Raw genomic sequence first — 25633 nt, 5'->3', positions numbered from 1 at the left:
CGACTACTCCTTGGCCGCCAGTTTCACCGTGCGGTTGGCCCGGTCGATCGGACGCACCTGCTGCCCTTCGCGAAGCACCTGGACCCCGGTGGCCACCACCCAGTCGCCAGCCTTCAGGCCTTCGAGCACCGGCACCCGGTCCTCGGCATAGGGACCGGTGCGCACCGCCTGCCGGCGCAGGGTCGAGCTGCCCGGCTCGACCACCCAGACGAACGCCTGGCCGGCCTCTGCGGTCAGCGCCGACAAGGGAACCGATAACGGCACCGCCTCGGCGGCGGCGACGTAGACCCGCGCGCTCTGGCCCAGTTCGGCCGGAGTCGCGCGGTCGTCGAAGGCCACCCGGGCGGCGAAGGTACGCGATTGCGGATCGGCCGCGGGCGAGAGCTCGCGGATATGCCCGGCGAAGCGTCTGTCGCGTTGCGACCAGAGTTCGACCGACACCGGCTGGCCGATGCGGAAACGTTCGAAGCTGTGTTCCGGCAGGCCGATCAGCACCTCGCGTTCGCCGTCGGCGGCCAGGCTGAAGACCGTCTGTCCGGCCGCCACCACCTGGCCCACCTCGACGCGCCGGCTGGCGATCACGCCATCCTGGGGCGAGCGCAGCACGGCGTAGCCGGCCTGGTTGTCGGCGACGTTGAATTCGGCGCGGATCTGCTTCAGCCGCGCCTCGCCGGCGCGGTAGCTGTTCTGGATGTTCTCGAACTGGGAATGGCTGACCAGGTTGCGGTCGAGCAAGGTGCGGTAGCGCCGGTACTCGGCGCGCACGGTCTGCAAGTTGGCCTCGGCGGCACTGACCTGGGCCCGCGCCGCCTCCAGTTGCAGGCGCACGTCCTGGGGATCGAGTTCGGCCAGGGGCTGGTCCTTCTTTACCCGCTCGCCGACTTCCACCAGCCGGCGGATGACCTTGCCGCCGATGCGGAAGGCCAGCTCCGGCTCGTGGCGGGCGCGGATCTCGCCGGGAAAGGCCTGGCTCACCTCCCCCGCCGGCTGGGGCTGGACGACGATCGCCGGACGCGCCGCGGCTGGCGGCGGCGTGCCGTTGCCGCAGGCGGCGAGGAACAGGGAGGAAAACAGGGACAGGGCGACGAGCGGGATATGGCGGTACATGTGACACCTTCCGCAAACTGCGTTCGAGTTCTTATACTGGGCGGTATAGTAAAAATACAGAACCCATCAGTCCAGTATTTCAATTGTATAAGCGCATGTCAGAATCCACCTCCTCCGTCGGTCCCGGCCGGCCCAAGGACCCGGCCAAACGGGAAGCCATTCTCGAGGCGGCCAAGCGCCTGTTCCTCTGCAACGGCTACGACGGCAGCAGCATGGAAGCCATCGCCTCGGAAGCCGGCGTTTCCAAGCTCACCGTCTACAGCCACTTCACCGACAAGGAAACCCTGTTCAGCGAAGCGGTGAAGGCCAAGTGCGCCGAGCAGCTTCCCGCCCTGTACTTCCAGCTGGCCGAAGGCGCGCCACTGGAAAAGGTCCTGCTGAATATCGCCCGCGGCTTCCACCGGCTGATCAACAGCCACGAGGCGATCGCCCTGACCCGCCTGATGGCCGCGCAGGCCGGGCAGAACCCCAAGCTTTCCGAGCTGTTCTTCGAGGCCGGGCCGAAGCAGGTGATCGACGAGATGGAACGCCTCCTCGAGCAGGCCCGCCGCAGCGGCAAGCTGGCGTTCCCGGACGCGCGCCACGCCGCCGAACACTTCTTCATGCTGGTCAAGGGCTGCGCCAATTACCGTCTGTTGATCGGCTGCGCCGAACCGCTGGACGAGGCCGAAGGCGAGCGGCACGTGGAAGAAGTGGTGGCGCTGTTCCTGCGCGCCTTCGCCGCGGGCGGCTGAGGCAGCTCAGGCGCGACGGCGGAAACGCACCCGCGCTCGCTGCGGACGCAGGGAAAACCAGCCGCGCGGCGCCAGGTCGCCGTCGTGCATGATGTCCCAGTGCTCGACCCAGTAGGCCAGCGCCGCCGCCAGATCGATCATCGCCATCGCGGTGCCGGGGCAGGCGCGGTCGCCGAGGCCGAAGGGGAAGTAGGCGCCGCGCGGCCAGCGCGCCGGTTCGAGGAAGCGCTCGGGACGGAACTCCAGCGGCGCCTCGAACCAACGGGGATCGCGCTGGGTGATCCAGCTCGAGACCATGGTCACGTCGCCGCGCTTCAGCCGCTGGCCGAACACCTCGATGTCCGCCGTCACCTGCCGCGGCGCCAGGCCGTAGGCCGGCGGGTACAGGCGCAGGCACTCCTGCAGGACCGCCCTGAGCAGCGCGCAATCGCGCAGGTCGGCGACCGAGCGGATCGCCGTCCAATTCACTCGCGCCAGCTCGGCGCGTAGCCGCGCGAGCAACTCGGGACGCTGGGCCAGCAGCAACAGGCTCCAGGTCAGGGTCACGCCGGTGGACTGGTGGGACGCCATGAGCAGGGTGCAGAGTTCATCGCGCAGGTCCGCCAGCGGCCGCGGCGAGCGCTCCGCCACCTCGCCCACCGCCTCGCGCAACTGGCCCAGCGCCCAGCGCTTGCGCGGGCACAGTTTGCTCGGGAACCAGTGGCCCAGCGGCAGGCCGGTGCTCATTTCCAGCAATGCCACCCGTGACAGCAGGCGCACCGCCTTGGCGATCCGATAGGCCGACGGTTGCAGGTCGACGTCGAACAGCGCGTGACCGCTGAGGGTGACGCTGAACGCAGCCATTTCCAGGTCGAGGTCGTATTCGCGCCCCTCCTCCACCCGCTCGCCCCACTCCGCGGCCAGGCGGCGAACCTCGCTGGCCGGCGGCGGCGCCAGGTGCGGCCGTACTTCTTTGCGCCGGGCCTGGGCGGGGGCGCCCTCGCGCATCATGAAGCTGCGCCCGTTCCACTGTTTCAGCATGCACAGCGCCGGCTGCCAGCGTTGCAGGTCATCGCGGCGATCGACCATCAATTCCTGCACCGCCTGCGGATGGAACAGGCACCAGAGGCGCTGCGGGCCCATGCGGGCAACCGCGAGGTCCGGCTGCGCGACGTGCATCTTCTGCAACCAGGCCAGCGGATCGCGCTGCATCTCCAGCCAGTGGCGGACACCGGCACGCCCGTCGTTGGCCCAGGGCAGGTGCGCCAGGCGCCGGCGAATCGGACAATCGATGGTCTGCTGCATGCTCGCCGCCTCCCTGCGGTGTCGACACTCAGCCCTTGCCCAGGGCCTTCTTCGGATAGATGTCGTAGCGGCTGGACTTGCCTTCCAGGCTATAGCCGGGCTTGGGCCCTTCGATGATCGGCGCCTTGCGCGGGCGCTTCACCACCACCCGGTGGCTGGCCAGGGCCAGGGCCGCCTGCAACAGCGCCGGGGCGTCGAGATCGTCGCCCACCAGCGGCCGGAACAGACGCATTTCCTTCTTCACCAATGCGCTCTTGTCGCGATGGGGAAACATCGGGTCGAGGTAGATCACCTGCGGCGCCTCGCCATCCCAGACGCGCATCAGGTCCGCCGAGTTGCCGCCGAGCAGACGCATCCGCGCGGCGATCGGCGCCACGTCGGGATCGCGCCGGGCGCGCTCCAGGCCATCCTCGAGCAGGGCGGCGATCAGCGGCTGGCGCTCGACCAGGGTCACCTCGCAGCCCAGGCTGGCGAGGACGAACCCATCCCGGCCCAAGCCGGCCGTGGCGTCCAGGACCCGCGGACGGATGCCTGGCTGGACGCCGACCGCCTTGGCGATCATCTGTCCGCTGCCGCCGCCGAACTTGCGCCGGTGGGCGCTGGCGCCCTCGACGAAATCGACCCGCACCGGACCGGGGGAGTCCGCCCCCAGTTGCAAGACCTGCAAGCCCTGCTCGCCGACCTGCACGGCGAACTCCGCCTCGTCGTCCGCCGCCAGCGGCAGGCCGAGCCGCTCCGCCCAGCGCCGCGCAGCCTCGGCGCAACCGGCGGACAGGGCTTGGACATGCAGGCGAGGAGCGGCGGAATCGGTCATGGTCGGGCAATCGTCGGGGAAAGCGCGGATTTTGCCAGAGTTGGCCCGCGCGCGCTCACCGGCAGACCTGCCATAGGCCCATGTCGAGGTGGAAGTGATCCCGGTGGGCGGCGTTGTAGTCGGGCCCCAGCACCGCATTGAAACTGGCGCAGGCGCCGTCCCGCACGCGGCGCAGGAAGCGCCCGTCGGCGCTCTCGCCGGCCCAGTCCGTGGCCAGGCGGATCCGCCTCCCGTCGGCCAGGCGGAAGCCGCTGATGTCCAGGGCATTGGCCGAGGCATGCTGGCTGCGCCGACCGTCCTCGCGGTTGTAGACGTTGCGGCAGGCGAAGCTGCCGACATGCTCGACCCGCGCCAGCGGCTGGCCATAGATGTCCAGGGCTGCCGGTTGCAGCACGTGCCGCTCGAACAACGCATAGCTCACCGCCAGCGGGCAACTGGCGAGAAAGCTGCTGCTCAACTCCAGCGCCGCCCCACGCACGCGCAGGCTGTTGCTCAACGGGCAGGTAGCCGATGGCGGGTCGTCGGCTACCCGCTGGTAGCGCAGTTGCGAGGAGGCCAGGGCGGCGTCGCAGAGGCTCCGGTCGTCGGCCAGCCGCCATAGCTTGTAGCGGGTCAGCAGGTTCGGCGGTTCGCGCACGTCCAGCGGCAGCCAGGGATTCCAGCGCGCCGGCAGATCGAGCCACTGGTAGCGCAGGGCGCCGACGGCCCCCGCCAGCAGCAGTAATGGCAGCAACCAGGCCAGGCGGCGCACGGGTTCAGCGGAACAGGTCGTTGATGCGGTCGAAAGGCATCGCCGCACGGGTCGCTTCCAGGTCGCGCCGCGCCAGCGCCTGCGCCGCCTGATGGAAAGCGCCGAAGGCGACCCGGGCAAGATTCGAGCCCAGGCTCACGCGCTTGACGCCGAGGGCTTCCAGCTCGTCCAGCGACAGCTCCAGGCGCGGCGAACCGACCAGCACGTTGATCGGCTTCGGCGCCACCGCTTCGAGCACCGCGACGATCTGTTCGCGGCGGTTCAAACCGGGCGCGTAGAGCACATCGGCGCCGGCATCGGCGTAGGCGCGCAGACGCCGCAGGGTGTCGTCGAGATCCTCGCGACCATGCAGGAAGTTCTCCGCGCGGGCGCAGAGGGTGAACGGAAATGGCAACGCACGGGCAGCCTCGACCGCGGCAGCGACCCGCTCCAGCGCGGCGGAGAACTCATAGATGGGCTGTCCGGCGCGCCCGCTGGCATCCTCGATGGAACCACCGACCAGACCGGCCTCGGCGGCCAGGCGGATGGTCGTGGCGCAGTCTTGCGGAGCATCGCCGTAGCCGTTTTCCAGGTCGGCGGCGACCGGCAGATCGGTGGCGGCGACGATCGCCCGGGCGTTTTCCAGCGCCTCGGTCCGGCTCACCGCGCCTTCCGCGTCGCGCCGGCCCAGGGAGAACGCCAGGCCTGCGCTGGTGGTGGCAAGGGCATCGAAGCCGAGGCTGGCGAGCATCTTCGCCGAACCGGCATCCCAGGGATTGGGCAGGACCAGCATGCCGGGCCCCTGGTGCAGGTCGCGGAAACGTTCGGCGCGTTGGCGTTGGCTGGTCATGGCGGCGGGCTCCGTGGCGGGGAAAGGACTCCCTAGCCTAGGCGCAGGCCGGCGGAGCGTCGAGCGCCGCGCTCAGAGCAGGCCCAGTTGCTCCACTTCCGGGGCCGGGATCGGCTCGGGTAGCGCCGGCAAGCCTGGCAGGCGCTGGCCCAGCAGCGCATGGAAACGCTGGGCCTGCTGGGCCGCCAGGTGATTGTCGGGGGTATGCAGGAATACGTATGGAGTCAGGCCGGCCTCGATCCAGTCGGCCACCTTGTCGACCCAGGGCAAAAGGAACACCTCGTTGGCCGGCAGGTCGGGACCGCCGATGAAACGCACCTGTGGCGTATCGCTGAAGGCCGCCGGACGGATCGGCAGGCGCGGCTTCTTCGACTGGGCGTGGAGCACCGCCGGATCGTCCGAACGGCAACTGAACAGCGCCCGCGAATCCAGGCAGATGCGCTCCACGCCACGCTCGCGCAGGTGGCGGTTGAGCAGGCGCTCGTCCTCGCCTTTGTCGAAGAACGCCGGGTGGCGTACTTCCACGGCAATCCGTCGCGGACTCAGCTCATCGAGGAAATACAGCAGTTCGCCCAGGCGCTGCGGGGTGAACGCCGCCGACAGTTGCAGCCACAGCGGGCTGACCCTTTCGCCAAGCGGCGCCAGCAGTTCGAGGAAGTCGCCGGCGGCCTCGAGCCGTTCGCGCAGGTCGCCTTCGTGACTGATATCGCGGGGAAACTTGGCACAGAAGCGGAACCCCGCCGGCATCGTCTCGGCCCAGCGCCGCACGGTTTCCGCCGAAGGCCGGGCATAGAAGGTGGTATTGCCCTCGACCGCGTTGAAGATGCCGCCGTAGTGTCCGAGGTAGTCGGCGGAACGCAATTCGCGCGGATAGAAGCTGCCGCGCCAGGCCGCCTCGTTCCAGGATGGACAACCGAGGAAATAAGGAAGGGAAACCACGGGAGCGCAGGGAACCGCTCAGGCGTAGAGGTCGAGGCCGAGGACATCCTCGGCGCCGGCGTCGATGTTGAGGCTGGCGGTGGAGTTGTAGCTGGCCAGGGCCATCGCCGCATGGCTGCTTACCGGGCGCTGGAACGCCAGCAGGTCGCGGGCGCTGACCGGCAGGCTGTCGCCGCCCGCCGAACTGGCCTGGACCTTGCGCGCCTGCGGCGCCTGCTCGAAGCCCTGGCTGCCGGAAACCGGCGCCGGCTGCTCGCGCCGCGCCTCGACCTCGCGCTGCATGTCGCGATACGGCGTGACCGCGGAGCCCGGTCGGGCGCTGCGCTCCAGCGGCAACGAAGAGGAAGAAAGTCCGTCGATACGCATGATCAAAACCCGGGGAAGTCTCCACACTCTAGCCAGCCCCGAAAGGCTTGGCAATTACCGCTGCGCGGCATTTTCAGGGCGCTTTTTTCGGCGTCGCCACGTTGTCGCGCAGGTACACCGGCAGCGCCTGTTCCGCCTCCACGCCTTCGCCGCGCGCCCAGGCGAAGCCGGCCAGGCTGAGCAAGTCCTCGGCATGCGGCAGCAGGCTCGCGTCCAGCGCGGCCGGGCGCTGCGGCATGCGCTCGACGTAGCCCCAGCCGGTGCCGGCGCCGAACCAGTCCGCGGCAGCGGCGTCCCACGGTACGGCGACCCGCTCGGGCGGCAGTACCGCTTCGCTGCCGGCCAGGCGCATCTCGCCCTGTTGCAACTGGTAGCAACCCCAGTAGACCTCGTCCATCCGCGCGTCGATGGCCGCGGCGACCCGCTCCGCACCCTGCTCGCGGTAGGCCCGCTGGGCCAGGATCGCCAGGTCGGAGACCGCCAGTACCGGGCGCTGCAGGGCGAAGGCCAGGCCCTGGACCACGCCGATGGCGATGCGCACGCCGGTGAAGGCGCCCGGACCGCGCCCGAAGGCGATGGCGTCCACCGCGGACAGGGCGACGCCGGCCTCGTCGAGCAGGTCGCGGACCATCGGCAGCAGGCGCTGGGCGTGCAGGCGCGGGATCACCTCGTAGTGACTGAGCGCCCGCCCCTCGTGGAGCAGGGCGACGGAGCAGGCTTCGGTGGAGGTATCCAGGGCCAACAGAGTGGACATCGACGGTTCCGCGTGGTGAAAAAGACGCCGATTGTACCAGCCTTCGCCGCCCCGGAAACGCCGACGGCCCGCAAGCGGGCCGTCGGTGCTACAGCGCTGCGGATCAGCTCAGGGCCGAAAGCACTTTCGCGGTGATCTGCTCGACCGAGCCGACGCCGGCGATGCTGTGGTATTTCGGGGTGCCTTCGGCGGCCGACAGCTTCTGGTAGAAGTCGACCAGCGGCTTGGTCTGCGAATGATAGACCGACAGGCGGTGACGCACGGTCTCTTCCTTGTCGTCCTCGCGCTGGATCAGCTCTTCGCCGGTAACGTCGTCCTTGCCGGCGACCTTCGGCGGGTTGTGCTCGGTGTGGTACACGCGGCCGGAGGCCGGATGCACGCGACGACCGGCGATACGCGACACGATCTCCTCGTCGTCGACGGCGATCTCGACCACGTGGTCGATGGTCACACCGGCGTCCTTCAGCGCTTCGGCCTGCGGGATGGTCCGCGGGAAGCCGTCGAACAGGAAGCCCTTGGCGCAATCGGCCTCGGTGATGCGTTCCTTGATCAGGGCGATGATGATGTCGTCGGATACCAGGCCGCCGCTGTCCATCACGCCTTTCACCTGCTGGCCGAGCGGGCTGCCGGCCTTGACTGCGGCGCGCAGCATGTCGCCAGTGGAGATCTGCGGAATGCCGAACTTCTCGGTGATGAACCGTGCCTGGGTGCCTTTGCCGGCACCGGGTGCCCCGAGCAGAATCACACGCATCGATATGCTCCTTAGAATTGGTAAGCGAAAGTCTGGATCCGCCTCGTGGGGCCAATCTCGTATTTGCAGGAAACGGCACTGTATGGCGCCGAAAAGGCTGTCCAAGATACACAGCGCCCCCCCACCGCACAAGACACCGAAAGTTGCCCCCCGCCTTCCCTCATCCGGTGTTGCGCAGTCCGGCGGCGACCCCCGCGACCGTCACCAGCAGCGCCTGCTCCAGGCCGCCGCAGGCGTCGCCCCGGCAGCGCCGCGAACGGGCCAGAAGCTCAGCCTGGAGCAGGTGCAGCGGGTCTAGATAGCTGTTGCGCACGCTGATCGACTCGCGGGTCTCGCTGGCGTGGGCGAGCAGCAGCGACTGCCCGGTCAGTCCCAGCACCACGCGCACCGCCTGCGACAATAGGTCGCGTAAACGACGCCCCAGCGGACGCAGCTCGAGCGGCACTAGACGTTCGTCGTAGAGCCGCGCGATATCCGCGTCGGCCTTGGCCAGGACCATTTCCAGCATGTCGATGCGGGTGGTGAAGAACGGCCATCGCTCGCGCATCTGCCCGAGCAGCGCGCCCTCGCCACGCTCGATGGCGTTCAGCAAGGCGGTCTCCCAGCCAAGCCATGCCGGCAGCATCAGGCGCGTCTGGGTCCAGGCGAAGATCCAGGGAATCGCCCGCAGGCTCTCCACCCCGCCTTCGCGGCGCTTGGCCGGGCGGCTGCCCAGCGGCAGGCGACCCAGTTCCTGCTCGGGCGTGGCCAGGCGGAAATACTCGACGAACTGCGGATCGTCGCGCACCACCCTGCGGTAGGCCAGCAGCGCGTCCTTCGCCAGGCGGTCCATCTGCGCGCGCCAGGCCGGCTCCGGAGCCGGCGGCGGCATCAGGGTCGCTTCCAGCACCGCGGCGAGGTAGAGATTGAGGTTCTGTTCGGCGATGTCCGGCAGACCGAACTTGAAGCGGATCATCTCGCCCTGTTCGGTGACCCGGAAGCGCCCGGCCACCGAACCCGGCGGCTGCGACAGGATCGCCGCGTGGGCCGGCCCGCCGCCGCGACCGACGGTACCGCCGCGGCCGTGGAAGAGCAGCAACTCGACCTCGTGCTGGCGGCAGATCTCCACCAGTTTCTCCTGCGCCCGGTACTGCGCCCAGGCCGCCGTGAGGGTACCGGCGTCCTTGGCCGAATCGGAGTAGCCGATCATCACTTCCTGCACCCCGGACAGCCGCGAACGGTAGCCCGGCAGCGTCAGCAGGCGCTCCATGCAGGGGCCGGCGTTGTCCAGGTCGTCGAGGGTCTCGAACAGCGGCACCACGCGCATCGGCCAGTCGACGCCGCTTTCCTTTAGCAGCAGTTGCACCGCCAGCACGTCGGACGGCTGGCCGGCCATCGAGATCACGTAGGACCCCAGCGACGCCGGTGGTGCGGCGGCGATCGCCCGGCAGGTGGCGAGCACCTCGGCGGTATCCGCCGAAGGCTGGTAGTGCGCCGGCAGCAGGGGGCGGCGGCTGTTCAGTTCCTCGAGAAGGAATTCCAGGCGGGTCTTCTCGTCCCACTCGTCGTAGCTGCCCAGCTCCAGGTACTCGGTGATCTCGCTCAGCGCGGCGGCATGGCGGGCCGAGTCCTGGCGCACGTCCAGGCGTACCAGGAACAGGCCGAAGGTGGCGGCGCGGCGCAGGCAGTCGAGCAACGCGCCATCGGCGATCACGCCCATGCCGCAGGCGTGCAGCGACTCGTGGCACAGTTGCAGCGGCTCGACCAGGTCGCGGTTGTGCTCCAGGACGCCCTCCGCGGCCGGCACCTCGCCGGCCAGGGCCTGGTGGGTCCAGTTGCGGGTCACGCGCAGGCGCTCGCGCAATTGCTTGAGCAGGGCGCGATAGGGCTCGGCGCTATCGCCGACCCGCGCCAGCAGCTGCGGCGAGGCCTGCTGCATGGACAGCTCGGCGGCCAGTCGGTCGATATCGCGCAGGTACAGGTCGGCGGCCATCCAGCGCGCCAGCAGCAGGACCTCGCGGGTCACGCTGGCGGTGACGTTGGGATTGCCGTCGCGGTCGCCCCCCATCCAGGACGCGAAGCGCAGCGGCGCGGCGGTCAACGGCAGGCGTTCGCCGGTGCTGCGCAGGAGTACCTCGTCGACGTGCCGAAGGACGTTCGGCAAGGCCTGCCAGAGAGAATGTTCGATCACCGCGAAGCCCCATTTCGCCTCGTCCACCGGGGTCGGCCGGACCTTGCGGATCTCGTCGGTATGCCAGGCCTCGGCCACCAGCCGCTGCAGGCGCTGCTGGATGCGACTGCGCTCCTCCGGCAGCAGGTCGGCATGGTCCTTGGCCGCCAGCTGCGCGGTGATCGCATCGTATTTCTGGATCAGCGTGCGCCGCGCCACCTCGGTGGGATGGGCGGTCAGCACCAGTTCGATCTCCAGCCCGGCGAGCTGGCGAGCCAGTTGCCCGGGGGCATGCCCGGCGTCCTTGAGACGCCCCAGCAGCTCTTCCAGCACCAGGTTCTCGAAGGGTTCCGGCTCGTTCGGCCGGCGCCGGCGGATACGGTGGTATTGCTCGGCGATATTGGCCAGGTTGAGGAACTGGTTGAAGGCCCGCGCCACCGGCAGCAGTTCGTCTTCCTCGAGCCCGTCGAGGGTGGCGGTGAGCTGCTGGGCGCCCTCCGCGGAACCGCGGCGGGCAGCCTTGGCGCCCTTGCGGATCAGCTCGATCTTGTCGAGGAACCGCGGGCCGTACTGCTCGCGGATGGTGTCGCCGAGCAATTCGCCCAGTTGGTGGACGTCCTCGCGCAGGCGCGCATCGATTTCCGGCATGACCTGTCTCCACTGCGGGTGGGAAACCAGCTTGGCTCAGGCGCCCCCGCGCTTACAAGCCCGCAGGGTGCCAGTACGGCGCCGCCGGGCCGGAAGCGAGGCTGCCGGCGCCGATCGGGTCTAGTCTGAAGGAAGTGCCCGCACCGAGGCACGGCCCCACGAGGGCCCCCCAGCACGCCCGCCACGACCGGGCTGAAGAGGTCAGCATGAAGATCCGTGAGCTTGTCCGCCATTGGGAACACACCGCCAAGGGCCGCATGGCCCGCAACCACTACAGCATCCCGCTGGACGTCGAAAGCGCCGCGCGCCTCGCCGCGCTGCACGAGATGTATCCGCGGCGCAGCGTCGAGGAACTACTGGGCGAGCTGGTCGGCGCCGCCCTGGAAGAACTGGAGGCGAGCTTTCCCTACGTGAAGGGGAGTCAGGTGGTGGCCACCGACGAACAGGGCGATCCGCTGTATGAGGATGTCGGCCCTACCCCACGCTTCCTGTCGCTCTCGCGCAAGTACCTGCACGAACTGGTCGCGCAACAGGACACCTCCAGTCACTGAGCGCGGCTTCAGCCATGCCGGCGGTGCACGCCGGGGACGTGCATGTGCCCGGCCTCGGCGCATTCCTCGGCGATTGGCGACAGCGGCGCGGGCTGCTCCAGTTCGCGGAGGATGCCGCAGGCCTGGCTGTTGCCGGCGACCGTACAGCGTGAGCCGAGATCCCGCAGTTGCTCGCGCAATGCCTGGAGTTCGGCGATGCGCACCTCGACGTGATGCAGGTGCTCGTCGATCAACCGGTTGGCGGTGCCGCAATCCGCCTCGGGACGGTCGCGCAACGCCAGCAGGGTACGGATTTCCTCCTGGGTCATGTCCAGCGAGCGGCAGTGACGGATGAACGACAGGCGCTCGACATGCGCCAGGGTGTATTGCCGATAGTTGCCTTCGCTACGCGCGGGCTCGGGCAACAGGCCTTCGCGCTCGTAGTAGCGGATGGTCTCTACCGGGCAACCGGTTCTCTTCGCCAGCTCACCGATCTTCATGCCAACCCTCCTCCAATCGCCGACGCGGCTACCCGAATTGGCAGTACCGCTTGACTCTGTAGTTGCTACAGGGTGTGCAATCGCACCCAACACGTCAAACGGGAATTGTTTCCATGAGCCACGAACACGCCGACACTTGCTGTCACGGTCACGGACATGATCATGGGCACCGCCACGCGCCTCGCCCGGCGGTGGCCGCCATCGGAACCCTGGCCGGCAACGCCGAGTTGCGCTGGAGCGACCTGCGCATCGAAGCGATGGACTGCCCGACCGAGGAGCGCCTGATCCGCGACGCCCTCGGTCGCCAGCCGGCAGTGGAGTCGCTGGAATTCAACCTGATGCAGCGCCTGCTGCGCGTCCAGCATCGCTTCGACAGCGTCGAGCCGCTGCAGAAGCTGATCGCCGGCCTCGGCATGCAAGCGGTGCCGCTGGATGCCGGCGAAAATACCGACGGCCCCTCGCAAGCGCCGGCGAAACCCTGGTGGCCGCTGGCCCTGGCCGGCGCGATGGCGCTGGCCTCGGAGATCGTCGAATGGTTCGGCCTGGCGCCGGACTGGGTGGTCGCCGGCCTCGCCCTGCTGGCCATCCTCGGCGCCGGCCTGCCGACCTACCGCAAGGGCTGGATCGCACTGAAGAACCGCAACCTGAACATCAACGCCCTGATGAGCATCGCCGTGACCGGCGCCGTGCTCATCGGCCAGTGGCCGGAAGCGGCGATGGTCAGCGTGCTGTTCGCCATCGCCGAGTTGATCGAGGCGAAGTCCCTGGATCGCGCGCGCAACGCCATCCGCGGCCTGCTGCAACTGGCTCCGGAACAGGCCACCGTGCTGGTCGGCGGCGAATGGAAGGAGCTGCCGGCCAAGCAAGTGGAACTGGAAGCCACCGTGCGCGTGAAGCCCGGCGAACGCATCGCCCTCGACGGCGAGGTGACCAGCGGCCGCTCCAGCGTCAACCAGGCGCCGATCACCGGCGAAAGCCTGCCAGTGGAGAAGGAGGTCGGCGAGCCGGTGTTCGCCGGCAGCATCAACGGCGAGGGCGCGCTGGAGTACCGCGTCACCCGCCGCGCCGACGACAGCACCCTGGCCCGGATCATCCACGCCGTGGAGGAAGCCCAGGGTTCCCGCGCACCGACCCAGCGTTTCGTCGACAGTTTCGCCCGCGTCTACACCCCGGTGGTATTCCTCATCGCCCTCGCCACCGCGGTGCTGCCGCCGCTGCTGTTCGGCGGCGCCTGGCTGGACTGGATCTACCGCGCCCTGGTGCTGCTGGTGATCGCCTGTCCCTGCGCGCTGGTGATCTCCACCCCGGTGACCATCGTCAGCGGCCTTTCCGCCGCGGCGCGCCTGGGCATCCTGATCAAGGGCGGGGTGTTCCTCGAACTCGGGCGCAAGCTGTCCTGGGTCGCCCTCGACAAGACCGGCACCATCACCCATGGCAAACCGCAACAGACCGACTACCTGCCGATCGCGGAGGCTGACGGGACGGATGCGCGCCTGCTCGCCGCCAGCCTGGCCGCGCGTTCCGACCACCCGGTATCGCGCGCCGTGGCCAACGCAGCGGAAGAGGACGGCCTTGCCCTGGGCGTGGTCGAGGACCTCGCTGCCTTGCCGGGACGAGGCGTCAGCGGACGCATCGACGGCGTCCTCTACCACCTCGGCAACCATCGCCTGGTGGAGGAACTGGGCCTCTGCTCGCCGGCCCTGGAAGAGCGCCTGGACGCCCTGGAGCGCCAGGGCAAGACGGTCATCGCGCTGTGTGATCCGCAGCGCGTGCGGGCCCTCTTCGCCGTCGCCGACGGGGTCAAGGACAGCAGCCGCGAGGCGATCCGCGAGCTGCACGCGCTGGACGTGAAGACCCTGATGCTCACCGGCGACAACCCGCACACCGCAGCCGCCATCGCTGCCCAGGTAGGCATCGACGCAGCTCGCGGCAACCTCCTGCCGGAGGACAAGCTGCGTGAAGTGGAAGCGCGCCAGGCCGACGGCTCGCGGGTCGGCATGGTCGGCGACGGGATCAACGACGCGCCGGCCCTGGCCCGCGCCGACATCGGCTTCGCCATGGGCGCGGCGGGCACCGACACGGCCATCGAGACCGCCGGCGTCGCGCTGATGGACGACGACCTGCGCAAGTTGCCGCAATTCGTCCGGCTGTCGCGCACCACCCACGCGATCCTGGTCCAGAACATCACCCTGGCCCTGGGCATCAAGGCGGTGTTCCTCGCCCTTACCCTGGCAGGCGAAGGCACCCTATGGATGGCGGTATTCGCCGACATGGGCGCCAGCCTGCTGGTGGTGTTCAACGGTCTGCGACTGTTGCGCAAGCGTTTCTAAAAGGCCCCACTGGCCTCCTCCAGCCCCACTCAGGTGGGGCTTTTTTCTGCCCGAGTGTTCCGTCCTGGAGCGCTGCGGCAGTTGTGCGTTTCGTGGACTAGAGCCCTGTAGGACGGGCTTTAGTGAGCAGAGGTGGCGTTCTGCGACCACGCCGGAAGCCGACTGTTCAGTCAGAAAATTTCAGATTTTTTTTTGAACCCCTGAACCAGCGGGGGAGTCACTAAAAGTACATGGCCAATCGCCAAGCCCCTGAAACAGAGGCCTGGCAGAGGCTTGCTCAGTGAGCAGGAAGAAAAGACCGGAGGGCCGGAAACGCGCCCACGGTAATGGCCAGAGATGAAAGCCAAGGAATCAGCATCCCTGTCAGAGGAAATTTCCCATGGAGCAAAAAGCGATGAGCAAGCAACACACCGGTTCCCTGCGTGGCCTCAAGCTGGCCCTGCTGGCCGTAGGCAGCAGCCTGGTCCTGGCCGGCTGCGCCGGCAACCCGCCGACCGAGCAGTTCGCCGTGACCGAATCCGCGGTGAATAACGCGGTGAGCGCCGGCGGCCCGGAATATGCCCCGGTCGAGATGAAGTCCGCTCAGGACAAGCTGAGCCAGGCGCGCATCGCCATGAACGACAAGGAATACGACCAGGCCAAGCGCCTGGCGCAGCAGGCCGAGTGGGACGCCCGGGTCGCCGAGCGCAAGACCCAGGCCGCCAAGGCGCAGAAAGCCGTGAAGGATGCCCAGCAGGGCGTCATGGAACTGCGTGAGGAAGGCATGCGCGATACGCAGCACTAAGCCGGATTCCGCCCTTCTTTCGTCGATTCGTGATTAAGGATGACCCCTATGCGTAAGTACATTGCCCTCCCCGCCGTATCCCTGCTGGCCCTGGCGCTGGCCGCCTGCTCCACGCCGCCGAACGCCAACCTGGAACAGGCCCGCAGCAACTTCTCCGCGCTGCAGTCGCAGCCCGACGCGACCAAGGTCGCGGCCCTGGAAACCAAGGACGCCGGCGACTGGCTGGCCAAGGCCGACAAGGCCTACCAGGATGGCGAAGACCAGCGCGACGTGGACCAACTGGCCTACCTGACCAACCAGCGCATCGAACTGGCCAAGCAGACCATCGTCCTGCGCAATGCCGAGGCGCAGTTGCAGAACGCCTCCGCCCAGCGCGCCCAGGCCCGCCTCGACGCGCGCACCGCGCAACTGGACAAGCTGCGTAGCCAACTGAATGCCAAGCAGACCTCGCGCGGCACCATGGTGACCTTCGGCGACGTTCTGTTCGATCTCGACAAGTCCGACCTGAAGCCCGGCGCCATGCGCAACATCCAGCAACTGGCCGAGTTCCTCCAGCAGAACCCGGAGCGCCAGGTGATCGTAGAGGGCTACACCGATAGCACCGGTTCCGCCAACTACAACCAGCGCCTGTCCGAGCGTCGTGCCGACTCGGTGCGCATGGCCCTGCTCAGCCGCGGCATCAGCCCGGAACGCGTAGCCACCCGTGGCTACGGCAAGGAATATCCGGTGGCCAGCAACGGCACCAGCTCCGGCCGTGCCATGAACCGTCGGGTGGAAGTCACCATTTCCAACGACGCCAAGCCGGTCGCGCCACGCTCCTCCGTCAGCGGCTGATAAGCCCTACGGAAGCCCAAAAGCCCCGCCATCCGGCGGGGCTTTTTCATGGGCGGGGCTTGAGCTTTCCAGGTATCAGCGGGCCACAGGCCGCTCGCCGAGCAAGCGCTGGTAGCGCTCGGCCATCGAGCTATCGAAGGCAACCAGGACGATTTCCTCCAGGCTGCTGTGCGCCGGGCGTTGCCGGCAGACCTCTTCGACGGCAATGGCCGCGGCCTGCTCCAAGGGATAGCCGTAGATGCCGCAGCTGATGGCGGGGAACGCGACGCTGGCCGCCCCGGCCTGCTCGGCCAGCGCCAGGCTGCGCCGGTAGCAGCTGGCCAGCAGCTCCGCTTCGCCGTTGTCGCCGCCGCGCCAGACCGGGCCGACGGTGTGGATCACGTGGGCCGCCGACAGACGGAACCCACGGGTGATCTTCGCCTCGCCGGTCTTGCAACCGTGCAGCAGGCGGCAGGCCGCCACCAGTTCGGCACCGGCGGCGCGGTGGATGGCGCCGTCGACACCGCCCCCACCGAGCAGCGAGGAGTTCGCCGCGTTGACGATGGCATCCACCGCAAGACGGGTGATGTCTCCCTGCCAGACGCGGACCTCGGTCATTTCACTTCCTGCGGGACTTCCTGTCCGGCGCAGCGCACGGCGTGCTTCCTGTTGTCCACCAGCACGCCGGAAAGGCCCTTCTGCTCGGTGTCGAACAGCACCAGGACGCCATCGATGCACTGCGCGACCTGCTTGGCCGGCTCCAGGGACAGCTTCACATCTTCGCCGGGCAGGCTCTTCAGCATGGTGAAGTCGGCCAGCAACAGGGCGTCCTGCGGCTTGGCGAAATGCAGGTAGCCGTAGTACCAGAGCACGCCGACGGTGACGAAGATGGTACCGATGCCGGTCAGGATGCAGGGGAGTACGTTACGGTCGCTCATGGATTGCCTTCGGGTTTCGCGGATTCGCGGTTCGGGATTTCGGCCAGCCGGCGCAGGCCGGTGAAGCCATGGGGATCGTCGAGGAAGCGCAGCATCACTTCCTGCCAGGTCGCTTCGGCGAAGGTCTGCACGTGGCCGCCTCGGGTCAGTTGCAGGACCTTCGGCGGCCGCGCCTGGCGGTACAGGGCGATGCCGTTCTCGAGGGGCACAATGGTATCGTCGATGCTGTGAAAGAACAGCATGGGTGCGCCAGAAAGCCGCGCCACCGAATGGATGGCGCTGTCGTCGTCGGGCACCAGCCAGGACAGCGGCACCTGCAGTGGCCAGGTCAGCCAGGAACCGTCCAGCATGTGCCGGGCGATGCCGCGGTAGCTCGCCGGTACCCCGTCGAACACCAGCGCCTTGAACTGGCCCTGGCGCTGCGGATGCTCGGCCAGGTAGTGGATCGCCAGCGCGCCGCCGAGACTCTGCCCCAGCAGCACGCGCTCGGTGCCCTTCACCTCCGGCGCCTGGTCGAGCCAGGCGAACGCCGCGTCGATGTCGCGGTAGACCTCCGGCAGTCCCGGCTGGCCCTCCGACTGGCCGTAGCCGCGATAGTCGAGCATCAGCACCTGGTAGCCCTCGGCGGGCAGCCACCACGTGCCGCCGAGGTGCCAGGACAGGTTGCCGCCGTTGCCGTGCAGGTAGAGCACGGTGCCTTTCACCGGCACGCCTTTCTTCGCCGGCAGCCACCAGGCGCGCAGGCGCACGCCGTCGGCGGTGGTCAGGGTGACGTCGCGGTACTCCAGCCCGGCGCGCGCCGGAGTGATCTGCACCACCGGCTCGGGATAGAACAGCAGCGAACTGCAGCCACCGAGGAACAGCGCGCCGAGTACCAGCAGCGGGATCAGCAGGCGCTTCATCCGTTGTTGGTCCTTACCTCTTCGCGGGCGCGAAAGGTGGCGTCGTAGATGCGCCCAGCCAGGCGCGAGAACGGCAGGCTCTGCAGCCAGACGGTGCCGCTGCCCTTGAGGGTGGTCAGCAGCAATCCTTCGCCGCCGAACAGCATGCTCTTCAGGCCGCCGGCCAGTTGCACGTCGTAGTCGATGCCGTCGGTGAAGGCCACCAGGCAACCGGTGTCGACCCGCAGCGTCTCGCCATTCAACTGGCGGCGGATCAGCGTGCCGCCGGCGTGGACGAAGACCAGGCCATCGCCCTCGAGCTTCTGCAGGATGAAGCCCTCGCCGCCGAAGAAACCGGCGCCCAGGCGCTTGGTGAAGGCGATGCCGACCCGGGTGCCATAGGCTGCGCAGAGGAACGAGTCCTTCTGGCAGAACAGGCGCCCGCCGACATCGTCCAGGTCCACCGCCACCACGCTGCCCGGATAGGGCGCGGCAAAGGCCACGTGCTGCTTGCCCTGGCCTTCGTTGGTGAAGTGGGTCATGAACACCGACTCGCCACCGAGCTTGCGCTTGCCGGCGCTCCACAGCTTGCCCAGCAGGCTGCCGTCGGAGCCGTCGCCCATCCGCGCGGTGAAGCGGATGTCGCCGGTCATGTAGTTCATCGCCCCGGCCTCGGCGATCACGGTTTCCCCGGGGTCGAGTTCGATCTCCACGGTCTGCATGGATTCGCCGAGGATGCGGTAGTCGAGTTCGTGGCTGGCCATCGCCGTTCTCCTTGCTTGCCGGCCGACCGCCCGCGCGCACCGGGAAAGACCGGCACGGCGGGGAACGGTCAGAGGATGTTCGCGTAGTCCGCTTCGATGCGGTCCAGGCTGAGGTGGTTGAGGAAGTTCGAGAAGCACATCCAGGCCGACAGCGCGTTGAGGTCGCGGAACTGCGGCGGCAGGTACTTCGGCGGCGCCACCAGGCCCTCGTCCACCAGTTGGCGCAGGGTGCGCATGTCTTCCAGGGTGGTCTTGCCGCAGAACAGCAGGGGGATCTGTTCGAGCTTGCCCTTGCGCACGGCGAGCTGGATGTAGTTGTAGATGAGGATGAAGCCCTTCAGGTAGGACAGGTCCTTGGTGAACGGCAGGCCATCCGGGGTCGAGCCGCGGAAGACCCGGCTGGCGTTCTGGTAGCTGTCCTCCAGGCTGTAGCCCTGCTCGCGGTAGAAGTGGAACACGTCGAGGAAATCGGCGCCCTCCTCGGCCATGTGGATCGCCCGGGTGCGATTGGTCAGCTTGCGCAGGCGGGTCGGGTAGGAGGCGAAGGCGATCACCTCCATCAGGATCGCCAGGCCTTCCTGGGTCACGGTGGAGGACGGCGGTCCCTTGGCGAGGAAGGTGCAGATCGGCTGGCTCAGGCCGTTCAGGGTGGTGCCGACGTGCACCAGGCCCTCGTGGACCTCCAGCGCGCGCACGTCGCGCTCGTTGAACAGGGCGTCGGCGCGTACCTTGATGTAGTCGGCGCCGGCCGCCGCGTCGGCGACGATGCCGTCGGACTCGAACACGCGGATGGTGCCCTCCTCCTCGCCGAACACGGTGTTCAGCCGCGCCTGGAGGATCGGTACGACCTCCTTGGCGGTCAGGGTCTTGGGTTCATCCTTGAGATCGCCGCGGTCGGCGATGTTGTTCAGGTAGTCGGAGAGCATCAGGCCGAGGTCGGCCAGGGTCGGATCGCCGGCATGGAAGGCGTCCGAGGCCGAGCCGTAGAGTTCCTGGGAGATCAGCCCGAGGTCCGGGGTGCCGCGCGCCTCGAGCATGCGAATGACCATCCGGTATTCCTTGCACATCCGCCGCATGATCTGCCCGACCGGGTTGAACTGGCCCAACTGGCGGGTGATGTCGCGCTCGATGTTCTGGAATTCCTGCTTCTTGGCGCTGGCGTCGAAGGCCAGCGGGCGGCTGTCGTAGTAGCCGCGGTCGACCTTCGGCGCATGCTTGCCGCGGCCCTTGAGGAAGTCCTGGCGGATCCCGTCGTCCCATTTGATCGCATCCAGCACGCGGATCGGCGTCTGCGCCTCGACGATGCGATCGGACAGGGAGCGGATGATCTTCTGGTAGTCGTTCTGCGCCTTGCGCTGGCTCATCGGCAATCTCATTGGGTGACCCGCTGGAAGCGGGCGGCCTCGACGAACACGTCGGAATTGGCGGGATCGTTCAGGTAGGCGAAGACCTTCGCCAACGGGCTGCGCACCAGCGCGCCCTTGCCCTGATCGCTGTCGACGGTCTCGCCGTCGAGCTGGCCGGCGCCGAGGTCCTCGACGATGCGCTCGACGTCGAGGTTGTAGATCACCAGCTCGTCACCGTCGGTGATCTCGAAGCCGGCGATGATGAAGTTGCCGCCCAGGCTCTTCGGCAGGCCGGCCGACAGGTACCAGCGCTTGCCCTGGTGGGAGACGGTGAAGCCGTAGTCTTCCAGGCTCTCGGTATTGTCCTTGCTGTCCACGTAGCTGAGCGCACGGTAGACATTGCTGCCGGAACGGGTGATCTCCAGGAATTGTTCTTCCTTCCACTCGTTCTCGCGGCTCCAGGTCCCGAGCAGATGGCTCGGCGCCGCCTCGCGCGGCGGTATCGGCTCCTTGAAGGTGACCAGGCAACCGCCCAACAGCAGGAAACTCAGGACCACCAGGCAACGCCAGGCTTTCATCACACGCTCCTTAGGAACCCTCCGCAACCTGCGACCGGCTGGCCGAGGGAAGGTTCGGGTATGAAAAACCCCGCCATGGCGGGGTTGACGCTCAGGTCACAGGCCCATGACCAGATTCAGGTACCGTCTGAGTATGGCGCGCATTTCGTCCACGGCCAGTTGCTCGACCCCGTCCACGAGGCCCTGATATTCCATCTGCAGAATAATCGACGTCAACACCTTGGCGTCCTGCTCGGGCTGCCCGGAACCGAGCACCTGGAAGAAATGCACGGCGCCGAGGGAGAGAATCCGCTGGTGGGCATCGGCCAGTTCGCGCAGGCGCGGGTTGAGCAACGCCTCCTGGCGGAAGGCCTGCTCGGCCAGCAGGTGCTCGCGGCGCTCGGTGAGCTGGACCTGGACATACTGCACGGCAAGCTCGACGATCCGTTCCACCAGCGAGCCACGGGCGCCGGGGTCGTCGGCCAGCACCGCGGCCATCTCCTGGAGGTCGCCCTCCACGCTGCTCCAGAACGCCGACAGCGCCTCTGCGTTGCGCTCGACGAAGAGGGCGAAGGTGTCGGTGATGAGATCGTCGATGTCCTTGAAGTAGTAGGTGGTGGCCGACAACGGCACCTGGGCCTCGGCGGCCACCGCGCGGTGGCGCACGGCCCGTACGCCGTCGCGGACGATCAGGCGCATGGCGGCATCGAGAATCGCCTGGCGCCGCTGCTCGCTGCCCTGGCGGCTGGCCTTGCGGCCCTGGTAACGAACGCTTTCGGCTACCGCGCTGGCGGCCTGCGCGGCGCTGTCTCTGGGAGCTACTCGGGACACGGTGTTTCCTCCGCTCGCGGACGATGGGGCATTGTTCGGACTTTTTCGCGTGGAATCAATCGGCCGCTATCGGGGAAGCTCCGATCCCACCCGCACCTTCCGTGGTCAGCCGGCGGATCGGCGGCTATCGGCCCCTGGCCCGGCGGCCGGGACACCGCGCGGCCATGAAAAAACCGCCCGAAGGCGGCTTTTCCATGGACTGTTGCGGCGCTCAGGCCTGCGGGCGCATGTGCGGGAACAGGATCACGTCGCGGATCGACGGCGAGTTGGTCAGCAGCATCACCAGGCGGTCGATGCCGATGCCTTCGCCGGCGGTCGGCGGCATGCCGTATTCCAGGGCATTGATGAAGTCGGCGTCGTAGTGCATCGCCTCGTCGTCGCCGGCGTCCTTCTCCTTGACCTGCAACATGAAGCGCTCGGCCTGGTCCTCGGCGTCGTTCAGCTCGGAATAGGCATTGGCGATCTCGCGGCCGCCGATGAACAGCTCGAAGCGGTCGGTGACGCTCGGGTCTTCGTCGTTGCGGCGGGCCAGCGGCGAAACCTCGAAGGGGTAGCGGGTGATGAAGTGCGGCTGCTCCAGCTTGTGCTCCACCAGTTCCTCGAAAATCATCACCTGCAGCTTGCCCAGGCCTTCGTGGCCGAGGACCTTGGCGCCGGCCTTCTTGGCGATGGCCCGCGCCTTCTCGACGTCGTTGAGGTCGGCGGCGGTGATCTCCGGGTTGTACTTGAGGATCGAATCGAACACCGACAGGCGCACGAACGGCTCGCCGAAGTGGAAGACCTTGTCGCCGTAGGGCACGTCGGTGGTACCGAGTACCGCCTGGGCCAGTTCGCGGAACAGTTCCTCGGTCAGGTCCATGTTGTCTTCGTAGTCGGCGTAGGCCTGGTAGAACTCGAGCATGGTGAACTCGGGGTTGTGCCGGGTCGAGACGCCTTCGTTACGGAAGTTGCGGTTGATCTCGAAGACCTTCTCGAAACCGCCGACCACCAGGCGCTTGAGGTACAGCTCCGGGGCGATGCGCAGGAACATGGCCATGTCCAGCGCGTTGTGATGGGTCTCGAACGGCTTGGCCGCGGCGCCGCCGGGGATGGTCTGCAGCATCGGGGTCTCCACTTCGAGGAAACCGCGCTCGCTGAGGAAACGGCGGATGTGGGCGATGACCTGGGAGCGCACGCGGAAGGTGTGGCGGGTTTCCTCGTTGACCATCAGGTCGACGTAGCGCTGGCGGTAGCGCTGCTCGGTGTCGGTCAGGCCATGGTGCTTGTCCGGCAGCGGACGCAGCGACTTGGTCAGCAGGCGCACGCTGGTCATGTCGACGTACAGGTCGCCCTTGCCCGAGCGGGCCAGCACGCCTTCGGCGCCGATGATGTCGCCCAGGTCCCAGGTCTTGATCTCGGCCAGGGTTTCTTCCGGCAGGGTCTTGCGGTTGACGTAGACCTGCAGGCGCTCGCTGCTGTCCTGGAGGACGATGAAGGAACCGCGGTTGAGCATGATCCGACCGGCCACCTTGACCGGGATCGCTGCGGCTTCCAGCTCTTCCTTGGTCTTGTCGGCGTACTGTTTCTGCAGGTCCGCGAAGTAGGCGTCGCGGCGGAAGTCGTTGGGGAAGGCGATGGCCCGGGCTTCGCGCACGGCGGCAAGTTTTTCCTTGCGCTGGGCGATCAGCTTGTTTTCTTCCTGTTGCAGTTCGTGCTGGTCGAGTTGTTGGTCGCTCATGGTCTTGGTGGTTCCTGGTTAGGCTCTCTTGCCTGTGGAAACGGATTGCGCAACAGGGGCGAAAAGCGTAGCGAACGCCGGCCAGGCAAGGCGGGAAATGGCGAGGACGCGGCGTTCACGATCGTAAACGAGCAGTCCGAACCATTTTCCAACGCGGCCTGGCCAGGCGCAGCAGCTTTACAGCCCCTGTTTGAGGCTGGCTTCGAGGTATTCGTCTAGATCGCCGTCGAGCACCTTGTCGCAGTCGCTGCGCTCGATACCGGTACGCAGGTCCTTGATCCGCGACTGGTCGAGCACGTAGGAGCGGATCTGGTGGCCCCAGCCGATGTCGGACTTGGAGTCCTCCAGGGCCTGGGACGCAGCGGTACGCTTCTGCATTTCCAGCTCGTACAACTTGGCCCGCAGCATCTTCATCGCGGTGTCCTTGTTGGCGTGCTGGGAGCGTTCGTTCTGGCACGCCACCACGGTATTGGTCGGCACGTGGGTGATCCGCACCGCCGAATCGGTGGTGTTCACGTGCTGACCGCCCGCGCCGGAGGAGCGGTAGGTATCGATGCGCAGGTCGGCCGGGTTGATCTCGATCTCGATGTTGTCGTCGATTTCCGGCGATACGAACACCGCGGTGAACGAGGTGTGGCGACGGTTGCCGGAGTCGAACGGACTCTTGCGCACCAGGCGGTGCACGCCGATCTCGGTGCGCAGCCAGCCGAAGGCGTACTCGCCCTTGATGTGCACGGTGGCGCCCTTGATGCCGGCGACCTCGCCCTCGGACAGCTCGATGATAGTGGCGTCGAAGCCGTGCTTGTCGGCCCAGCGCAGGTACATGCGCAGCAGCATGTTGGCCCAGTCCTGGGCCTCGGTGCCACCGGAGCCGGCCTGGATGTCCAGGTAGGCGTTGTTCGGGTCCATCTCGCCGCTGAACATGCGGCGGAACTCCAGCTTCTCGAGGATCTCGCGCAGACGCTCGACTTCGTTGGCAACGTCGTCGACGGCACCCTCGTCGTCTTCCTCGACCGCCATGTCCAGCAGGTCGCGGGAGTCGGCCAGGCCGCTGGTCAGGTCGTCCAGGGTTTCCACCACCTGCGCCAGCTGGGCGCGCTCGCGGCCGAGGTTCTGGGCGTATTCGGGGTTGTTCCAGACGTTGGGGTCTTCGAGCTCGCGGTTTACTTCGACCAGGCGATCATGCTTCTGATCGTAGTCAAAGATACCCCCGAATGGTCTGGGTGCGCTCGGAGAGGTCCTTGATGCTGTTGAGGATCGGGTTGATTTCCATGGCTGGCGCTCACTCGCGGGAAAACGTCGAAAAGCTGCGAAGTATACTGCACTTGCGCCCCACAGGCAGTACGCCGGCCTCTATTTAATGCCGGCCGGCGACGCATGGCCGCCGCGCGCCGCTCAGCCCGCCGGGGCCGGCGGCACCGGCTGTTCCATCAGGCCGACCTGGTTGCGGCCATTGTTCTTGGCCTGGTAGAGCGCCTGGTCGGCCATCTCGATGAGAACCCGGAAGGTTTGCCCGCCGCCGCCCGGCACCAGGGTGCTGACGCCGATGCTGACGGTCAGGTGCGAGCCCGGGCGTGGCTGGTCGTGGCTGATCTGCAGGCTCTCCACCGTGCGCCGGACCTTCTCCGCCAGCAACCGTGCGCCGCCCGGCGAGGTGCCCGGGAGGACCATGGCGAACTCCTCGCCGCCGTACCGAGCCGCCAGGTCCGAGGAGCGACTGCAGCCCTCGCGGATGGCCCCGGCGACCTGGCGCAGGGCCTCGTCGCCGGCGACGTGGCCGAAGGTGTCGTTGTAGCTCTTGAAATAGTCCACGTCGATCATCAGCAGCGACAGTTGCGACTGCTCGCGCAGCGAGCGGCGCCACTCCATCTCCAGGTATTCGTCGAAGTGACGACGGTTGGAGAGCCCGGTCAGGCCGTCGGAGTTCATCAGCCGCTGCAGCACCAGGTTGGTCTCCAGCAACTGCTGCTGGCTCTCGCGCAGCGCCCGATAGGCCTCGTCGCGTTGCTGCAGGGCGATGTACGAACGCGAGTGGTAGCGGATCCGCGCCACCAGCTCGATGGCGTCAGGCAGCTTGACCAGGTAGTCGTTGGCGCCGGCGGCGAACGCCGCGCTCTTCACCGTCGGCTCTTCCTTGGTCGACAGGACGATGATCGGGATGTCGCGGGTCGCCGGGTTGCCGCGGTAGGCAGCGAGCAGCGTGAGGCCGTCGACGCCGGGCATCACCAGGTCCTGGAGGATCACCGTCGGCTTGATCTGGTTGGCCACCGCCACCGCCTGCTGCGGATCGGAACAGAAATGGAAGTCGATGCCCGCCTCGCTCGCCAGTGAGCGACGCACAGCCTCTCCGATCATGGCCTGATCATCGACAAGCAGTACCATGACCGCGCCGTCCAGAGGGGCGCCCAGGTCGGTCTTGCTCTCATGAGGGTTGTGCATGTTTCTCTCCGGGACCGGGGCCCCTCGTATCAAATTGAATGCTGTTCCACGCACCGCCGCGGCGGGCGCCGGCGCCT

Annotated in this window: 26 protein-coding genes; 5 read left to right on the top strand and 21 right to left on the bottom strand. The window is 67.6% G+C overall.

Annotation, left to right across the window (positions count from 1 at the left end; all coding sequences use genetic code 11):
- Window positions 1–3: 3 nt before the first annotated feature.
- Window positions 4–1107, bottom strand: a complete 1104-nt coding sequence (mexJ, locus tag ACI766_RS06520; RefSeq protein WP_003113855.1) for a multidrug efflux RND transporter periplasmic adaptor subunit MexJ — start codon at window positions 1105–1107, stop codon at window positions 4–6.
- 95 nt (window positions 1108–1202) lie between these two features.
- Between mexJ and mexL the strand changes: the two genes are divergently transcribed.
- Entirely contained in the window at window positions 1203–1841 is a 639-nt protein-coding gene (mexL, locus tag ACI766_RS06515; protein ID WP_003092468.1) for an efflux system transcriptional repressor MexL, read from the top strand.
- Window positions 1842–1847: 6 nt separating this feature from the next.
- Here the strand turns inward: mexL and ACI766_RS06510 are convergent, their stop codons facing one another.
- From ACI766_RS06510 to ppc, 9 genes are all read right to left on the bottom strand, one after another.
- Window positions 1848–3125 carry a cytochrome P450 gene (locus ACI766_RS06510; protein WP_003117476.1) on the bottom strand — a complete coding sequence of 426 codons (1278 nt, stop codon included), beginning with the start codon at window positions 3123–3125 and terminating at the stop codon, window positions 1848–1850.
- A 28-nt stretch (window positions 3126–3153) separates the two neighbouring features.
- On the bottom strand, window positions 3154–3939 hold the full coding sequence (locus ACI766_RS06505) for a class I SAM-dependent methyltransferase (protein ID WP_023087096.1): 786 nt from the start codon (window positions 3937–3939) through the stop codon (window positions 3154–3156).
- A gap of 55 nt (window positions 3940–3994) precedes the next feature.
- Window positions 3995–4690, bottom strand: a complete 696-nt coding sequence (locus ACI766_RS06500) for an extensin family protein (protein ID WP_023087095.1) — start codon at window positions 4688–4690, stop codon at window positions 3995–3997.
- Window positions 4691–4694: 4 nt separating this feature from the next.
- A complete protein-coding gene (locus tag ACI766_RS06495) occupies window positions 4695–5519 on the bottom strand; it encodes an isocitrate lyase/PEP mutase family protein (RefSeq protein ID WP_003098657.1) in 825 nt (274 codons plus the stop codon).
- A gap of 72 nt (window positions 5520–5591) precedes the next feature.
- A complete protein-coding gene (locus tag ACI766_RS06490) occupies window positions 5592–6458 on the bottom strand; it encodes a DUF72 domain-containing protein (RefSeq protein ID WP_003098658.1) in 867 nt (288 codons plus the stop codon).
- An 18-nt stretch (window positions 6459–6476) separates the two neighbouring features.
- Window positions 6477–6824 carry a hypothetical protein gene (locus ACI766_RS06485; RefSeq protein WP_003453667.1) on the bottom strand — a complete coding sequence of 116 codons (348 nt, stop codon included), beginning with the start codon at window positions 6822–6824 and terminating at the stop codon, window positions 6477–6479.
- A gap of 73 nt (window positions 6825–6897) precedes the next feature.
- Entirely contained in the window at window positions 6898–7578 is a 681-nt protein-coding gene (gene tsaB, locus ACI766_RS06480) for a tRNA (adenosine(37)-N6)-threonylcarbamoyltransferase complex dimerization subunit type 1 TsaB (protein WP_003092483.1), read from the bottom strand.
- 103 nt (window positions 7579–7681) lie between these two features.
- Window positions 7682–8329, bottom strand: a complete 648-nt coding sequence (gene adk / locus ACI766_RS06475) for an adenylate kinase (RefSeq protein ID WP_003092485.1) — start codon at window positions 8327–8329, stop codon at window positions 7682–7684.
- Window positions 8330–8489: 160 nt separating this feature from the next.
- The gene (gene ppc / locus ACI766_RS06470) at window positions 8490–11126 is read right to left on the bottom strand and encodes a phosphoenolpyruvate carboxylase (RefSeq protein ID WP_003103713.1); all 2637 of its coding nucleotides are present in this window, start codon (window positions 11124–11126) and stop codon (window positions 8490–8492) included.
- A gap of 206 nt (window positions 11127–11332) precedes the next feature.
- Here ppc and ACI766_RS06465 point away from each other — a divergent pair, with 206 nt between their 5' ends.
- Window positions 11333–11677 carry a hypothetical protein gene (locus ACI766_RS06465; RefSeq protein WP_003092488.1) on the top strand — a complete coding sequence of 115 codons (345 nt, stop codon included), beginning with the start codon at window positions 11333–11335 and terminating at the stop codon, window positions 11675–11677.
- A gap of 8 nt (window positions 11678–11685) precedes the next feature.
- On the opposite strand, the gene cadR is transcribed toward ACI766_RS06465, so the two are convergent.
- The gene (gene cadR / locus ACI766_RS06460; RefSeq protein ID WP_003103716.1) at window positions 11686–12156 is read right to left on the bottom strand and encodes a Cd(II)/Pb(II)-responsive transcriptional regulator; all 471 of its coding nucleotides are present in this window, start codon (window positions 12154–12156) and stop codon (window positions 11686–11688) included.
- A gap of 113 nt (window positions 12157–12269) precedes the next feature.
- Here cadR and ACI766_RS06455 point away from each other — a divergent pair, with 113 nt between their 5' ends.
- The 3 genes from ACI766_RS06455 to ACI766_RS06445 all read left to right on the top strand — a co-directional run bounded on the left by ACI766_RS06455 (window position 12270) and on the right by ACI766_RS06445 (window position 16104).
- Window positions 12270–14486 (top strand): heavy metal translocating P-type ATPase, encoded by a 2217-nt coding sequence (locus ACI766_RS06455; RefSeq protein WP_003117471.1) that lies wholly within the window; start codon window positions 12270–12272, stop codon window positions 14484–14486.
- Window positions 14487–14865: 379 nt separating this feature from the next.
- Window positions 14866–15270 carry a DUF4398 domain-containing protein gene (locus tag ACI766_RS06450; protein WP_003092495.1) on the top strand — a complete coding sequence of 135 codons (405 nt, stop codon included), beginning with the start codon at window positions 14866–14868 and terminating at the stop codon, window positions 15268–15270.
- Window positions 15271–15318: 48 nt separating this feature from the next.
- A complete protein-coding gene (locus ACI766_RS06445) occupies window positions 15319–16104 on the top strand; it encodes an OmpA family protein (RefSeq protein ID WP_003092499.1) in 786 nt (261 codons plus the stop codon).
- Window positions 16105–16179: 75 nt separating this feature from the next.
- Here ACI766_RS06445 and ACI766_RS06440 read toward each other — a convergent pair whose 3' ends face one another.
- The 10 genes from ACI766_RS06440 to wspR form a co-directional block, all read right to left on the bottom strand.
- Window positions 16180–16701 (bottom strand): O-acetyl-ADP-ribose deacetylase, encoded by a 522-nt coding sequence (locus ACI766_RS06440; RefSeq protein WP_003163253.1) that lies wholly within the window; start codon window positions 16699–16701, stop codon window positions 16180–16182.
- The gene (locus tag ACI766_RS06435) at window positions 16698–17021 is read right to left on the bottom strand and encodes a hypothetical protein (RefSeq protein WP_003092509.1); all 324 of its coding nucleotides are present in this window, start codon (window positions 17019–17021) and stop codon (window positions 16698–16700) included. Before ACI766_RS06435 ends, ACI766_RS06440 begins: the two co-directional genes overlap by 4 nt.
- The gene (locus tag ACI766_RS06430; RefSeq protein ID WP_003103721.1) at window positions 17018–17923 is read right to left on the bottom strand and encodes an alpha/beta hydrolase; all 906 of its coding nucleotides are present in this window, start codon (window positions 17921–17923) and stop codon (window positions 17018–17020) included. Before ACI766_RS06430 ends, ACI766_RS06435 begins: the two co-directional genes overlap by 4 nt.
- Window positions 17920–18666 carry a TIGR00266 family protein gene (locus ACI766_RS06425; RefSeq protein ID WP_003113847.1) on the bottom strand — a complete coding sequence of 249 codons (747 nt, stop codon included), beginning with the start codon at window positions 18664–18666 and terminating at the stop codon, window positions 17920–17922. Before ACI766_RS06425 ends, ACI766_RS06430 begins: the two co-directional genes overlap by 4 nt.
- 68 nt (window positions 18667–18734) lie before the next feature.
- Window positions 18735–20030: a flavohemoglobin expression-modulating QEGLA motif protein gene (locus ACI766_RS06420; RefSeq protein WP_003092515.1), complete on the bottom strand. Its 1296-nt coding sequence runs from the start codon at window positions 20028–20030 to the stop codon at window positions 18735–18737.
- Between the two features lie 8 nt (window positions 20031–20038).
- Window positions 20039–20590: a hypothetical protein gene (locus ACI766_RS06415; RefSeq protein ID WP_003103725.1), complete on the bottom strand. Its 552-nt coding sequence runs from the start codon at window positions 20588–20590 to the stop codon at window positions 20039–20041.
- A 96-nt stretch (window positions 20591–20686) separates the two neighbouring features.
- Entirely contained in the window at window positions 20687–21400 is a 714-nt protein-coding gene (locus tag ACI766_RS06410) for a TetR/AcrR family transcriptional regulator (protein WP_003092520.1), read from the bottom strand.
- A 211-nt stretch (window positions 21401–21611) separates the two neighbouring features.
- Window positions 21612–23117, bottom strand: a complete 1506-nt coding sequence (lysS, locus tag ACI766_RS06405; RefSeq protein ID WP_003103728.1) for a lysine--tRNA ligase — start codon at window positions 23115–23117, stop codon at window positions 21612–21614.
- A gap of 177 nt (window positions 23118–23294) precedes the next feature.
- Window positions 23295–24390 (bottom strand): peptide chain release factor 2 gene (gene prfB, locus ACI766_RS06400; RefSeq protein ID WP_010895661.1). Its coding sequence is split into 2 segments (ribosomal slippage): window positions 23295–24317 and window positions 24319–24390, totalling 1095 coding nucleotides; the frame shifts between segments, so codons are not numbered across the junction.
- A 122-nt stretch (window positions 24391–24512) separates the two neighbouring features.
- A complete protein-coding gene (wspR, locus tag ACI766_RS06395) occupies window positions 24513–25556 on the bottom strand; it encodes a Wsp signal transduction system regulator diguanylate cyclase WspR (RefSeq protein ID WP_003103734.1) in 1044 nt (347 codons plus the stop codon).
- Between the last annotated feature and the right edge of the window lie 77 nt (window positions 25557–25633).

It is taken from the genome of Pseudomonas sp. DL (assembly GCF_047199225.1).
Lineage (GTDB): Bacteria > Pseudomonadota > Gammaproteobacteria > Pseudomonadales > Pseudomonadaceae > Pseudomonas > Pseudomonas aeruginosa.
Note: the sequence above shows the minus strand (reverse complement) of the source record. Positions and strands in the feature narration are given on the sequence as shown.

Bases quoted from the DNA above. Each gene is read 5' to 3' on its own strand.
- mexJ (WP_003113855.1), bottom strand. From the start codon at position 1,107: ATGTACCGCCATATCCCGCTCGTCGCCCTGTCCCTGTTTTCCTCCCTG.
- mexL (WP_003092468.1), top strand. From the start codon at position 1,203: ATGTCAGAATCCACCTCCTCCGTCGGTCCCGGCCGGCCCAAGGACCCG.
- ACI766_RS06510 (WP_003117476.1), bottom strand. From the start codon at position 3,125: ATGCAGCAGACCATCGATTGTCCGATTCGCCGGCGCCTGGCGCACCTG.
- ACI766_RS06505 (WP_023087096.1), bottom strand. From the start codon at position 3,939: ATGACCGATTCCGCCGCTCCTCGCCTGCATGTCCAAGCCCTGTCCGCC.
- ACI766_RS06495 (WP_003098657.1), bottom strand. From the start codon at position 5,519: ATGACCAGCCAACGCCAACGCGCCGAACGTTTCCGCGACCTGCACCAG.
- ACI766_RS06485 (WP_003453667.1), bottom strand. From the start codon at position 6,824: ATGCGTATCGACGGACTTTCTTCCTCTTCGTTGCCGCTGGAGCGCAGC.
- tsaB (WP_003092483.1), bottom strand. From the start codon at position 7,578: ATGTCCACTCTGTTGGCCCTGGATACCTCCACCGAAGCCTGCTCCGTC.
- adk (WP_003092485.1), bottom strand. From the start codon at position 8,329: ATGCGTGTGATTCTGCTCGGGGCACCCGGTGCCGGCAAAGGCACCCAG.
- ppc (WP_003103713.1), bottom strand. From the start codon at position 11,126: ATGCCGGAAATCGATGCGCGCCTGCGCGAGGACGTCCACCAACTGGGC.
- ACI766_RS06465 (WP_003092488.1), top strand. From the start codon at position 11,333: ATGAAGATCCGTGAGCTTGTCCGCCATTGGGAACACACCGCCAAGGGC.
- cadR (WP_003103716.1), bottom strand. From the start codon at position 12,156: ATGAAGATCGGTGAGCTGGCGAAGAGAACCGGTTGCCCGGTAGAGACC.
- ACI766_RS06455 (WP_003117471.1), top strand. From the start codon at position 12,270: ATGAGCCACGAACACGCCGACACTTGCTGTCACGGTCACGGACATGAT.
- ACI766_RS06450 (WP_003092495.1), top strand. From the start codon at position 14,866: ATGGAGCAAAAAGCGATGAGCAAGCAACACACCGGTTCCCTGCGTGGC.
- ACI766_RS06445 (WP_003092499.1), top strand. From the start codon at position 15,319: ATGCGTAAGTACATTGCCCTCCCCGCCGTATCCCTGCTGGCCCTGGCG.
- ACI766_RS06440 (WP_003163253.1), bottom strand. From the start codon at position 16,701: ATGACCGAGGTCCGCGTCTGGCAGGGAGACATCACCCGTCTTGCGGTG.
- ACI766_RS06435 (WP_003092509.1), bottom strand. From the start codon at position 17,021: ATGAGCGACCGTAACGTACTCCCCTGCATCCTGACCGGCATCGGTACC.
- ACI766_RS06430 (WP_003103721.1), bottom strand. From the start codon at position 17,923: ATGAAGCGCCTGCTGATCCCGCTGCTGGTACTCGGCGCGCTGTTCCTC.
- ACI766_RS06425 (WP_003113847.1), bottom strand. From the start codon at position 18,666: ATGGCCAGCCACGAACTCGACTACCGCATCCTCGGCGAATCCATGCAG.
- ACI766_RS06420 (WP_003092515.1), bottom strand. From the start codon at position 20,030: ATGAGCCAGCGCAAGGCGCAGAACGACTACCAGAAGATCATCCGCTCC.
- ACI766_RS06415 (WP_003103725.1), bottom strand. From the start codon at position 20,590: ATGAAAGCCTGGCGTTGCCTGGTGGTCCTGAGTTTCCTGCTGTTGGGC.
- lysS (WP_003103728.1), bottom strand. From the start codon at position 23,117: ATGAGCGACCAACAACTCGACCAGCACGAACTGCAACAGGAAGAAAAC.
- wspR (WP_003103734.1), bottom strand. From the start codon at position 25,556: ATGCACAACCCTCATGAGAGCAAGACCGACCTGGGCGCCCCTCTGGAC.